At 43.1% G+C, this 12,170-nt stretch carries 12 protein-coding genes; all 12 read left to right on the top strand.

What is annotated here, in order from left to right; translation table 11 throughout:
* Nucleotides 1–351 precede the first annotated feature (351 nt).
* The 12 genes from FE394_RS14915 (at nt 352) to hemB (ending at nt 12,059) form a co-directional block, all read left to right on the top strand.
* Nucleotides 352–1,731 (top strand): GntP family permease, encoded by a 1,380-nt coding sequence (locus tag FE394_RS14915; RefSeq protein WP_419836349.1) that lies wholly within the window; start codon nt 352–354, stop codon nt 1,729–1,731.
* A 313-nt stretch (nt 1,732–2,044) separates the two neighbouring features.
* Nucleotides 2,045–2,800 (top strand): uridine phosphorylase, encoded by a 756-nt coding sequence (udp, locus tag FE394_RS14910; RefSeq protein WP_319927153.1) that lies wholly within the window; start codon nt 2,045–2,047, stop codon nt 2,798–2,800.
* A 290-nt stretch (nt 2,801–3,090) separates the two neighbouring features.
* The gene (locus tag FE394_RS14905; protein ID WP_319927152.1) at nt 3,091–3,873 is read left to right on the top strand and encodes a tyrosine-protein phosphatase; all 783 of its coding nucleotides are present in this window, start codon (nt 3,091–3,093) and stop codon (nt 3,871–3,873) included.
* Nucleotides 3,874–3,967: 94 nt separating this feature from the next.
* Nucleotides 3,968–4,498, top strand: coding sequence for a DedA family protein (locus FE394_RS14900; protein WP_319927151.1), 531 nt, complete (start codon nt 3,968–3,970; stop codon nt 4,496–4,498).
* A 172-nt stretch (nt 4,499–4,670) separates the two neighbouring features.
* Nucleotides 4,671–6,038 carry a DNA recombination protein RmuC gene (rmuC, locus tag FE394_RS14895; protein ID WP_419836348.1) on the top strand — a complete coding sequence of 456 codons (1,368 nt, stop codon included), beginning with the start codon at nt 4,671–4,673 and terminating at the stop codon, nt 6,036–6,038.
* A gap of 119 nt (nt 6,039–6,157) precedes the next feature.
* Complete coding sequence (ubiE, locus tag FE394_RS14890) at nt 6,158–6,913, top strand: bifunctional demethylmenaquinone methyltransferase/2-methoxy-6-polyprenyl-1,4-benzoquinol methylase UbiE (RefSeq protein WP_319927150.1); 756 nt, start codon at nt 6,158–6,160, stop codon at nt 6,911–6,913.
* 1 nt (nt 6,914) lies between these two features.
* Nucleotides 6,915–7,589 (top strand): ubiquinone biosynthesis protein UbiJ, encoded by a 675-nt coding sequence (ubiJ, locus tag FE394_RS14885; protein ID WP_319927149.1) that lies wholly within the window; start codon nt 6,915–6,917, stop codon nt 7,587–7,589.
* The gene (gene ubiB, locus FE394_RS14880; RefSeq protein ID WP_319927148.1) at nt 7,586–9,223 is read left to right on the top strand and encodes a ubiquinone biosynthesis regulatory protein kinase UbiB; all 1,638 of its coding nucleotides are present in this window, start codon (nt 7,586–7,588) and stop codon (nt 9,221–9,223) included. The genes ubiJ and ubiB overlap by 4 nt, the downstream gene beginning before the upstream one ends.
* Nucleotides 9,224–9,382: 159 nt before the next feature.
* The gene (gene tatA, locus FE394_RS14875) at nt 9,383–9,652 is read left to right on the top strand and encodes a Sec-independent protein translocase subunit TatA (protein ID WP_319927147.1); all 270 of its coding nucleotides are present in this window, start codon (nt 9,383–9,385) and stop codon (nt 9,650–9,652) included.
* 3 nt (nt 9,653–9,655) lie between these two features.
* Nucleotides 9,656–10,132, top strand: coding sequence for a Sec-independent protein translocase protein TatB (gene tatB, locus FE394_RS14870; protein ID WP_319927146.1), 477 nt, complete (start codon nt 9,656–9,658; stop codon nt 10,130–10,132).
* Between the two features lie 3 nt (nt 10,133–10,135).
* Nucleotides 10,136–10,927 carry a Sec-independent protein translocase subunit TatC gene (tatC, locus tag FE394_RS14865; protein ID WP_319927145.1) on the top strand — a complete coding sequence of 264 codons (792 nt, stop codon included), beginning with the start codon at nt 10,136–10,138 and terminating at the stop codon, nt 10,925–10,927.
* A 115-nt stretch (nt 10,928–11,042) separates the two neighbouring features.
* On the top strand, nt 11,043–12,059 hold the full coding sequence (gene hemB / locus FE394_RS14860; protein WP_319927144.1) for a porphobilinogen synthase: 1,017 nt from the start codon (nt 11,043–11,045) through the stop codon (nt 12,057–12,059).
* Nucleotides 12,060–12,170: the final 111 nt, after the last annotated feature.

The following is a 12,170-nucleotide window of genomic DNA, read 5'->3' as shown; positions in this document are numbered from 1 at the left end:
CATAGGTAAAAATGACGTTCAGTATTTATAAAGAAAAAATCTTTATAAAACAGCCTTTATTGTAATTTATCCGTATAACATATTGATTTTTTATGGCAGGAAGTATGACAAATATGGCATGTTTCATGTTTGTCCACTTTGGATATTGTCTGTGATGGGACGTTGCCGACGTCAGAACAACAATGACGGGGAATTGCTCTGAAACTACATATGCAACAAACAGGGTTTAGTAAGGCGGTGTAGGAATGAGCTTTTGAGACTGGTAACGCTATTTTTCTGGAGCATCAGTTATTCATTCAGCAATGCCATTCGTGCATTTATCGCCAATAATACAGATTGAAATGAGGTTTTATGATGGAGTTTTATATTCCCATTATTGGATTGGGAGTGGCGGTATTTACGCTGATTTTTTTAGTTTTACGCACTCGTATTCATGTACTGCTTGCCATGTTAATTGCTGCGATAATCGCCGGTATTTCTGGTGGTTTAACGATGAGCAATGTCGTTGAGGTGATTGCCAAAGGATTTGGCTCGACATTGGGCAGTATCGGCATAGTGATTGGTTTGGGAAGTATGATGGGGCGGATCCTGGAGGCTTCAGGCGCAACTGAGCGGATCGCCTATAGCTTGATTAAATGGTTGGGGAAGCGGCGTGAAGAGTGGGCTTTGGCTATTACCGGCTATATCGTCAGTATTCCCATCTTTGTAAATTCAGCTTTTGTGATCCTCTACCCGTTGGTGAGGGCATTGGCAAAGAAAGGAAATCGCAATGTATTGACTCTGGGAGTCTCTCTGGCCGGAGGGTTAGTGGTAACCCATCATATTGTACCGCCAACGCCGGGTCCTCTTAGCGTGGCAGGGATTTTCGGGGTGAGCATAGGTTCAATGATGTTGGCAGGAGCTGTACTGGCGATTCCATGCGTTATTGGCATTACCCTTTATGCAAAGTGGCTGGCGACTAAATATCCTGAATATCAGGCTCCTGATACAGAGAAAAATGCGCAACAAATTCATCAGCGCTATATGGAAGAAAAAGAGAGTAAACCGTTACCGAGTTTATTTCTGTCCCTTTTACCTATTGTCGTGCCGATCGTCCTGATTTTCATGAGCGTCATGAATGGAGTGCTACTGAAAACCGATGAATTTGCGGGCAAGGAAGAGGCTTTCTATTTTCAGGCTTTGAATTTCCTTGGATCTCCGATTATTGCGCTGGCAATCAGCGTATTGCTGGCGGTTTACACTCTCATGCCAAAAGCCAGCAAGCAAGAGGTGATTGAACATTTGGAAGCCGGGTTGAAAACAGTCGGTATTATTCTGTTGGTATCCGGCACGGGAGGCGCATTGGGCGCGGTATTAAACGAAAGCTCGACAGGGACAATACTGGCGCAGTATATCGCCAGCCTGCCAATAACACCGGTATTGATTCCATTTATCATTGCGACCTTAATACGCATTATCCAAGGTTCTGGCACTGTAGCAATGATTACCGCTGCTTCTATCTCAGCCCCTGTTATCAAACAGATACCGGATATTAATATGTTGGTGGCAGCTCAAGCCGCAGTGATGGGAACGCTGTTTTTCAGCTACTTTAATGATTGTTTTTTCTGGGTAGTTAACCGGATGATGGGTATTAAAAATGTAAGGCAACAGATTATCGTCTGGTCAGTTCCGACGACCATTGCTTGGGGAATTGGGCTATGTGGTGTATTGGTGCTCAATCTTGTGATGTAAATGATCTTATGTTCACTTCGTTTTTTAAACTGTAATTCAAAATCTATTGGATATAGCGCCCTGTAGAGGGTGCTTTTCCGTTGACGGGCTTTGTGACTGATCTTCGAATATTCTTTTTATTTCAGCATGATACTCTCTACATTATTTCTTTGCTAAATTGTGATTATTGTCTGTTTGTGATTGTTGTCACAAATGTATGTAATCGTTTCTTTTTTAAATCGATTAAAGATGATTTTAGTCACTAAAAAGTGTCAGAGTATTCACTAAATTTAGGTATCCATATTTTGAATCAATGTCCGTTGAGGAGTCTGATATGTCTGATGTATTTCATTTAGGTATCACTAAAAGCGACCTGCAAAGCGCGACTCTGGCGATTGTGCCAGGCGATCCTAACCGTGTTGAGAAAATAGCGCGATTGATGGATAACCCAGTACATCTGGCTTCCCATCGTGAATTTACAACATGGCGCGCAGAAATTGACGGAAAAGCCGTAATCGTCTGCTCCACCGGAATTGGTGGCCCCTCGACGTCGATTGCTGTAGAAGAATTGGCACAACTGGGTGTACGTACTTTCTTGCGTATCGGTACGACTGGTGCGATCCAGCCACATATCAACGTGGGAGATGTACTGGTTACGACAGCAGCAGTACGTTTAGATGGAGCTAGTTTACACTTTGCACCAATGGAATTCCCGGCGGTTGCCGATTTTGAGTGTACTAATGCATTGTATGAAGCGGCTAAATTATCCGGCTCTGCGACTCATGTTGGTGTGACAGCTTCTTCCGATACCTTCTACCCCGGACAGGAACGCTACGATACTTATTCTGGTCGTGTTGTCCGCCGTTTCCAAGGCTCCATGAAAGAGTGGCAGGAAATGGGCGTAATGAACTTCGAGATGGAATCTGCAACATTGCTGACCATGTGTGCCAGTCAGGGATTGCGTGCTGGCATGGTAGCCGGAGTTATTGTTAACCGTACACAACAGGAAATTCCTGATGCTGAGCTGCTGAAAAAAACAGAAAGCGATGTTCTGGGAATCGTTGTTGAGGGTGCCCGCCGCCTGCTGTAATACCCTTTATTATCTAATTTATTATGCAGTTTATTATTCATATAGACATAAGGGCCGGAATATTCCGGTCCTATCATTTGTGCGATCTTCTCTTCCTTTCATTACAAAATCTGATAATGTCATAACGTTTTGTGCTAACAACCATTTATGCTAGTTACTATCAATTGAGTCCTCCAGAACCAATAATTGTTTGTTTTATAACGTTCTGTCTCCCATAGATTTCAAGTTATTGTCGACCAGGCCACAATTTGAAAGGTAAAAGGCATATTTTAATTGCAAAAAGAGTGACTATGACCACAACATTTCTATCTCATCCTTCGCTACTTCCTTTGAATGGTGGCATTAATTTTCGTGACTTAGGCAATAAGTCGCTGAGTAATGGCGCTAAAATTAAGTCAGGTTTGCTATTTCGTTCCGGCTCACTGGACAGACTGACAGAAAACGATCAGGTTTTTTTGGCGGATCAGAATCTTTTTCAGATCATCGACTATCGTGATAATAGCGAAATCATGGATAAACCTGATCAGATATGGCATTGCGCTCATTACCACCATGCTCCGGCAAATCCTCTTGCCAAAGAAGTTGATGCTAATCTGGACAAGCTAGGTAAAGAGATACTGGAGCAATTTGATGCAAAAGTATTTATGTCACGCCTGTATGAATTGCTTCCGATCAATAACCCTGCCTATAAAAAATTGGCTACTCTATTGTTGCAACCGGACAAAGGTGGAATTGTACAACACTGTGCAGTAGGTAAAGACAGAACGGGAGTTGGCTCTGCACTGGTTTTGCTGGCACTGGGTGCGGATTTGGATATGGTCATGGAAGATTATTTGCTGACCAATGTCACGTTGGCTCCCTACCGGGACTATTTATTGAATGAACACGCAAAAATCATGAGTGAAAGTGTGGTTGAAAAATTTGCTTATGTTTACTCAGTCAGGGAGGAATTTTTGCTGACTGCATTAAATAGTATTAATCAGCATTATGGCAGCGTGGATATTTGGCTGGAAAAAGATATCGGGCTCAATATTGCTGCACGTGAAAAACTACAATCTTATTTTCTCGAATAATCAAATTTTATTGAATCAAAGCATTAGGTTAGCATTGGTTGATTTGCTCAGTGCTAACCTATGACATCATATTGATAACACAGGAAAGACTAATGTGAATCTGCATGACATCATCGAACTGGTCACTAATTTTGTAAAAGCCCATGAAGTTTGGGCAATTCCTATCATTTTCCTACTAGCGTTTGGTGAATCACTGGCATTTATCTCTCTATTATTACCAGCGACGATCATTTTATTGGGCTTAGGGGCATTGATTGGTGAAAGCGGGTTGAATTTCTGGCCGATATGGCTGGCCGCAGCCGCAGGTGCTTTCTTTGGTGACTGGCTCTCTTACTGGTTTGGTTTCCACTACAAAGAAAATGTTGGCAAGATGTGGCCACTTTCTCGTCATCCCCAAACTTTGGTTCGCGGTCATCGTTTTTTCGGGCGCTGGGGAGTCTGGGGAGTATTCATTGGACGATTCTTTGGGCCATTGCGGGCAGTTGTGCCGCTGGTAGCCGGGATTTGCGCTATGCCAAAACGTCATTTTCAGCTTGCCAACTTTGCTTCTGCCTTGATTTGGGCATTTGGTATCTTAGCTCCGGGGGCTTTTGGTCTGCGTTGGTTGGCCGAATGGATGGGATAAGTGCGGATTAAGTGCGGATAAAGTCAATCTGGATGGCTTTATTGCGAACCGCTTTGCAAACTAAAAGAAACCTATTAAATAATCTGGACATCTATACAGCGTCTATTTAACTTACATTGAGGCCAGTGAGCCAGAAGCAGTTAACCGGAATGACGTTAGCGAGGATGTATAGGTGGATATCCAGTGGTTATATATGTTAATTGGCGGTTTAAGTGGATTGCTGGGCGGAGGGATCTTCGTCTGGCTTTCCATTCACCAGCGAATTCAGCAAAAAGAGCAGGAACTGCGTGAATTATATAGCCAGCTTGCTGTGAACCATGAAAAGTTGGAACAATCCCATTACTGGCGTACCGAATGTGAACAGTTAAACCAAGAGTTGCTGACTCAGCGCGAAATTAATAGCGCTCAGGAATCTGAATTACGAGAATTAAGTACTCGTCTGGAAGAGAGCAAACTGGCAGCGGAGGAAAAACAACGTTTATTGATCAACAGCGAACAGCGCCTGAATACCCAATTTGAAAATCTCGCTAATCGTATTTTTGAGCAAAATCGTCTTCGTACTGACGAACACCACCGTCAAAATCTCAATAATCTCCTGATGCCATTTCGTGAACAACTGGAAGGATTTCGCCGTCAGGTGCAAGACAGTTTTGGGCAGGAAGCACGTGAACGGCATACCCTCACTCATGAAATTCGCAATCTTCAGCAGCTCAATGCACAGATGGCAAAAGAAGCCATTAACCTCACAAAAGCCCTGAAAGGCGATAATAAAATACAGGGAAACTGGGGGGAGATGGTGCTGGCTCGTGTGTTGGAAGCTTCCGGCTTGCGTGAAGGGTATGAATTCCAGACTCAGGTTAATATTAAAACTGAAAACAGTGAGCGTTTTCAGCCTGATGTCATTGTGCATTTGCCACAAGGCAAAGATGTGATTATTGATGCCAAAATGTCCTTGGTTGCTTATGAACGTTATTTCAACAGTAATGATGAACAGCAGCAGGTGCAGGCATTACAGGAACATGTTAATTCGATAAAAGGACATATTCGGGGTCTAAGCAAGAAAGATTATCAGCAATTGCCGGGGCTGCGATCGCTGGACTATGTTCTGATGTTTATTCCTATAGAGCCGGCTTATTTGGTGGCACTGAATCAGGCTCCTGAATTACTGGATGAAGCACTGAAACATAATATTATGCTGGTTAGTCCATCCACCTTGCTGGTTGCTGTTCGTACTATCAATAATCTTTGGCGCTATGAATATCAGAGCCAAAATGCGCGCCTGATTGCTGATAAAGCCGCCAGAATGTATGACAAAATGCGATTGTTTGTGGACGATATGCAAGGGTTGGGGCAAAGCCTCAATAAAGCACAGGCGAGTTATCATTTTGCCATGAAAAAACTGGTTGAAGGACGAGGAAACCTCATTAGTCAGGCTGAAGGATTTCGCGATTTAGGTGTGGATGTGAAGCGCCCTATTGATTCACAGCTGATTGATATATCCAATGGATTTCAAGATGCAGCCAACAAAGCGGCAACTTGAAATACAAGGGGATAAATCTTTCCAATCGTTGCCGTGGAGGGATAAAGTCTGGATAGGGTTTTACCCGAAAGGCTGGTACACTTGCTATAAATTTTTTGAATAAAAAGCGGACAAATAACATGGCAGATCAATCAAAAGAAACCACTGATTTTGGTTTCCGCACCGTAGTCAAAGAAGAGAAAAAAGACATGGTAGCAGAGGTGTTTCACTCTGTAGCCGCAAAATATGACCTGATGAATGATTTGATGTCATTCGGCATTCATCGTATCTGGAAACGTTTCACTATTGAGGCCAGCGGTGTTCGTCGTGGACATAAAGTACTTGATCTTGCAGGCGGAACGGGTGATCTGACGGCGAAGTTTTCCCGTATCGTAGGTGAAAACGGTCAAGTCGTTTTGGCGGATATTAACGACTCGATGTTAAAAGTCGGACGCGAAAAATTACGTGATATCGGTATTGTGGGTAATGTCAGTTATGTTCAGGCTAATGCTGAAGAATTACCTTTCCCGGATAATCACTTTGACTGCATTACCATTTCATTTGGTTTGCGTAATGTCACGGAGAAAGAAAAAGCCCTGCGCTCTATGTGCCGTGTACTTAAACCGGGTGGACGTTTGTTGGTACTGGAGTTCTCCAAACCTGTATTGGCACCATTGAGTAAAGTTTACGACGCTTATTCATTCCACGTCTTACCTCGAATTGGTCAGATGGTTGTCAAAGATGCGGACAGTTACCGTTATCTGACAGAATCCATCCGTATGCACCCTGATCAGGAAACCTTAAAAGGTATGATGGAAGAAGCCGGTTTTGACCAAGTTTCTTATAGCAACATGAGCGGGGGAATCGTTGCACTTCATAAAGGGTTCAAATTCTGAAATGGAAACACCCTCATTAAGCCATAGAATGAATTCTGCGGTTACAAATTCAGCGGTATCAAATCATAAGGTTTTGTTTCCGGTATTGACAGCTTTTCTGGAAACGACCCTGAATCACCTGTTGTACCGAGAAACCGTATTGAAGCCCGCCCGCTTGAGATTGGTGGGCAAAACCCTGTCCATCAAATTGAAGGAAATTGAAACACCATTAGTGCTGATATTCAGTGAGCAGCAAGTGGATGTTCTGAGTCAATGGGCAGAATCAGCGGATTGCTCAATGAAAACGACGATACCTGCATTGCTCAAATTACGGGATCGCCAGTGTCTTTCCGCACTGATTAATAATGGTGAGATTGTCATTGAAGGAGATATGCAGGTTATTCAGCAATGGTCTGCTTTACTGGATATGTCTGAGTGGGACCCTGCCTATTATCTTTCTCCTTATGTCGGTGACATTGTGGCAGAAGGTATCAGCCGGATGATGAAAAAGGGACTCAATTTCGCCAATAATACCATTGCAAGGAAGAAGACTTATTTCACCGAATCATTGACGGAAGAGTGGAAAATGGTTCCTAATGCGTTAGAAGTGGCTTATTTCAGTGAAGAAGTTGATGCGGTTGCCAATAAGATAATTCAAATCGAAAAACGGCTGGCGGCACTGGAGGGAAAACAATGACGCCCAGTGAAATCAAGCGGCTTTACTTTATTATCCGGGTTTTTCTTTCCTATGGTCTGGATGAACTGATCCCTAATATTCGTCTGACTTGGCCGTTGCGTTTTGGCCGTTACTTTCTATTCTGGATACCCAATCGGCACAAAGATAAACCTCTTGGTGAGCGTTTACGTTTGGCGTTGCAAGAACTCGGTCCTGTGTGGATCAAGTTTGGTCAGATGCTATCTACTCGCCGCGATTTGTTCCCTCCTGCCATTTCTGATCAGCTTTCGATGTTACAGGATCGGGTTGTTTCCTTTGATGGTGCTGTAGCGCGAAAATCTATTGAGAAAGCATTAGAAGGGCCTCTGGAAACATGGTTCGAGGATTTTGATTCAGAGCCACTGGCTTCAGCATCCATCGCTCAGGTACATACTGCCAGACTGAAAGAGAATGGTAAAAAAGTTGTCCTGAAAGTCATTCGTCCAGATATCCTGCCTGTCATCAAAGCGGATGTCCGGTTAATGTACCGTTTGGCTAATTTGGTTCCTCTGTTGCCGGATGGTCGTCGTCTTCGTCCGCGTGAGGTCGTGCGTGAGTACGAGAAAACACTGCTTAATGAGCTGAATTTGTTGCGTGAAGCTGCAAGTGCGATCCAATTGCGTCGAAACTTTGAAAATAGCCCGATGCTTTATGTACCTGAAATTTACCCTGATTATTGTCGGGAGAATGTTTTGGTCATGGAACGTATTTATGGTATTCCCGTGTCTGACGTTGCGGCTTTAGAAGCGCAGAATACCAATATGAAATTGTTGGCTGAACGTGGTGTTCAGGTTTTCTTCACTCAAGTATTCCGCGATAGTTTTTTCCATGCTGACATGCATCCCGGTAACATCTTTGTCAGCTATGAAACGCCGGAAAATCCCATTTATATTGGGATCGATTACGGCATTGTTGGTTCTTTGAATAAAGACGATAAACGCTATCTGGCCGAAAATTTTATTGCTTTCTTTAATCGGGATTATCGCCGAGTGGCTGAACTTCATGTTGATTCTGGCTGGGTTCCTGCCGATACCAACGTGGAAGATTTTGAGTTTGCCATCCGTACCGTTTGTGAGCCGATTTTTGAAAAACCACTGGCTGAAATCTCATTCGGGCATGTTCTGTTGAACCTTTTCAATACCGCCCGCCATTTTAATATGGCTGTTCAGCCCCAGTTAGTCTTGCTGCAAAAAACGCTACTGTATGTTGAAGGTTTAGGGCGTCAGCTCTATCCTCAACTTGATCTGTGGAAAACAGCAAAACCTTTTCTGGAAGATTGGTTGCATGATCAGGTAGGGTTACCCTCTATTATGCGTGCTTTTAAAGAAAAGGCGCCTTATTGGGCGGAAAAATTACCAGAACTTCCTGAATTAGTGTATGGCACACTTCAGCAGCACCGTCGTTTACAGGCCAGCATTGATCAGATATCTCAACAATTCAAAGAACAGCAAATCAGGCAGCGAAAATCACTCTACTTATTGGGTGTCGGAGCAACATTATTTGTTTGTGGCAGTTTGTTTCTAACCATTGGGCAGAAACATTTGTCATGGGGATTGATGGGAGCCGGGGTTTTATCGTGGATATTGGGTTGGCGTAATTTAAGCAAACGCCAATGACGGTCAAAAACTGCGGTGGTTAAAAACGATGGCGGTTAAAAAGTAAGTGAAATTGTTTTATCGCAGTGTCTGGTATGATTGCGTTATTCTCGAACATAAAGTTCGTAGGTTATAATGGAATCATTAGTGATATTCCAATGAGAATAGAGGTAGGTCAGTATGGGTGGTATAAGTATTTGGCAATTGCTCATCATTGCAGTCATTGTCGTATTGCTGTTTGGTACTAATAAACTTCGCACTCTGGGTTCAGATTTGGGTGAATCGATCAAAGGCTTCAAAAAAGCAATAAATGGCGATGATAAAGAGGCAAAATCAGATCAAGCTGAAAAAATGAACCATGATGCCGATTTTGAACCCAAAAATCTCGCTGAAAAGTCTGCGGTTGAACAGTCCGAAAAGCCAGAGAGCAAAAATAAAGAGCAGGTATAAACCGTGTTTGACATTGGTTTTAGTGAACTGTTGCTGGTGATGGTCATTGGTTTGGTTGTTCTGGGGCCGGAGCGTTTGCCTATTGCTGTCAAAACTGTGGCCGGGTGGATTCGGGTATTGCGCTCGCTGGCGGCTAATGTCCAGAATGAACTTGCTCAAGAACTGAAATTGCAAGAGCTTCAGGACAGCCTGAAAAAAATGGAAGAAAAGGCTGATATGCAATCTCTGTCTCCAGAATTGAAGGCATCAATGGAAGAGTTAAGAGAAGCAGCGGAATCGTTAAAAAACGCCTATCAGTTAAAGCCGGATGAAATGAGGGAGTTGGAAGAAGATGAAACACATTTTCACTCTTCTGTATCCACGTCGGCCGCAAAACACCCGATTCCAGAAGAACCCGTTTCTGAACGCTCAATTCCAGAACCGTCAACTCCAGAGCAACAGAAAAAGAAATCCCCTGAACAAGCAAATGGCGAACACTAAAACATGTCTGTTGATGATACCCAACCCCTCATCAGTCATCTGATTGAGCTGCGCAAGCGGATTTTGAATAGCTTAATTACCATTTTGGTCGTTTTCTTGTCATTGGTTTATTTTTCCAATGACATTTATCAACTTATTGCCGCGCCTTTAATGGATCAATTACCCAAAGGCGCAAATATGATTGCAACAGATGTTGCATCGCCTTTCTTTACACCAATAAAACTGACAATCATGGTATCTGTTTTTATTTCGGTACCGATGATCCTCTATCAAGTATGGGTATTTATTGCTCCGGCGTTGTATAAACATGAACGCCGTTTGATCATGCCTTTACTGTTTTCCAGCAGCGTATTGTTTTATCTGGGAATGGCATTCGCGTATTTTGTGGTGTTTCCCCTTGCGTTCGGTTTCTTTATCAATACTGTACCGACAGGTGTTGTGATCTCAACAGATATCAGTAATTACCTGAGCTTTGTCATGGCACTATTTATGGCCTTTGGTGTTTCGTTTGAAGTGCCGATCGCCATTATCCTGTTATGTTGGAGCGGGGCAGTCACTCCAGAATCACTGAAAAGAAAGCGCCCTTATATTCTGGTGGGCGCATTCGTGGTTGGGATGTTGCTAACACCACCCGATGTTTTCTCTCAAACTTTGCTGGCTGTTCCCATGTATTTGTTATTTGAATTGGGAATTTTGCTTTCTCAGTTCTATATCGGCAAATCCGGTAAACGACGCCAGACAGTCGATCCAGAAAACGAATCAGACCGTGATACCGATGACAGTTTTAAAAAATAACCTTGTCTCTGTCGTGCATGGTTATCGATAACTGATTGATCATGTTAAAATTATTAGTATGAAGCGATAACGATTAACCCAGCTTTATTGCTGGGTTTTATATGAGGAAAACAGTATGAGTTATGTATTTCCGGGTGCATTTCCCGGTCGTCGTATGCGCCGTGTACGACGCCATGATTTTTCCCGCCGCTTAGTTGCTGAGAATCAACTTACTGTCAATGATCTGATCTATCCCGTTTTTGTGATGGAAGGTACAAACCAGCGTCAGGAAGTCTCTTCTATGCCAGGAGTGTATCGTCTGACAATCGATCTTTTGCTGAAAGAAGCTGAAGAGATTGCCCGACTGGGTATTCCTGTTTTGTCTTTGTTTCCGGTTATTGAAGCGGACAAAAAATCACTGGATGCAAAAGAGGCTTATAATCCAGATGGTTTGGTTCAACGTTCCATTCGTGCTCTCAAAGATGCTGTGCCTGAACTGGGGCTTCTGACTGATGTGGCTCTGGATCCATTCACCATACATGGGCAGGATGGTGTTATTGATAAGGATGGTTATGTTATCAATGACATTACTAAAGAAATTCTTGTTAAGCAGGCATTGTCCCATGCAGAGGCAGGTGCTGAAATTGTTGCGCCAAGCGATATGATGGATGGTCGTATCGGTGCTATCCGAGACAATCTTGAGCTGGATGGTCATATTAATACTCAAATCATGGCTTATTCTGCTAAATACGCTTCTTGTTACTATGGGCCATTCAGGGATGCTATTGGTTCTAGCGGTAATTTGAAAGGCGGCAATAAAATGACCTATCAAATGGACCCAGCAAATAGCGATGAGGCGTTGCAGGAAATCGCACAAGATTTGCAGGAAGGTGCGGATAGCGTCATGGTAAAACCCGGTATGCCATATTTGGATATAATTCATCGGGTGAAAGAGACGTTTGGTGTACCAACATTTGCCTATCAGGTTTCCGGTGAATATGCGATGCATATGGCTGCTATTCAAAACGGTTGGTTGAAAGAACAACCAGCGATTATGGAATCATTGTTGTGTTTCAAGCGGGCAGGTGCAGATGGTGTTCTGACTTATTTTGCCAAGCGTGTAGCGCAATGGCTGCATGAACAAAAGTATTAGAATAAAAAATATGAATAAAGCATGAAGAAAATATGAATAAAGTATGAATAAAGTATGAATAGTGAAAACGGGCATTTATGCCCGTTTTTTGGTTTATGGCTTTAGCCAGTT

The sequence above is a fragment of the Xenorhabdus littoralis genome, assembly GCF_033949345.1.
Classification (GTDB): Bacteria; Pseudomonadota; Gammaproteobacteria; order Enterobacterales; family Enterobacteriaceae; genus Xenorhabdus; species Xenorhabdus littoralis.
The sequence above is the reverse complement of the archived record's forward strand: the minus strand, read 5'-3'. Positions and strand labels throughout refer to the sequence as shown.

Bases quoted from the DNA above. Each gene is read 5' to 3' on its own strand.
- tatA (WP_319927147.1), top strand. From the start codon at position 9,383: ATGGGTGGTATAAGTATTTGGCAATTGCTCATCATTGCAGTCATTGTC.
- FE394_RS14905 (WP_319927152.1), top strand. From the start codon at position 3,091: ATGACCACAACATTTCTATCTCATCCTTCGCTACTTCCTTTGAATGGT.
- ubiJ (WP_319927149.1), top strand. From the start codon at position 6,915: ATGGAAACACCCTCATTAAGCCATAGAATGAATTCTGCGGTTACAAAT.
- FE394_RS14915 (WP_419836349.1), top strand. From the start codon at position 352: ATGATGGAGTTTTATATTCCCATTATTGGATTGGGAGTGGCGGTATTT.
- tatC (WP_319927145.1), top strand. From the start codon at position 10,136: ATGTCTGTTGATGATACCCAACCCCTCATCAGTCATCTGATTGAGCTG.
- ubiE (WP_319927150.1), top strand. From the start codon at position 6,158: ATGGCAGATCAATCAAAAGAAACCACTGATTTTGGTTTCCGCACCGTA.
- ubiB (WP_319927148.1), top strand. From the start codon at position 7,586: ATGACGCCCAGTGAAATCAAGCGGCTTTACTTTATTATCCGGGTTTTT.
- udp (WP_319927153.1), top strand. From the start codon at position 2,045: ATGTCTGATGTATTTCATTTAGGTATCACTAAAAGCGACCTGCAAAGC.
- hemB (WP_319927144.1), top strand. From the start codon at position 11,043: ATGAGTTATGTATTTCCGGGTGCATTTCCCGGTCGTCGTATGCGCCGT.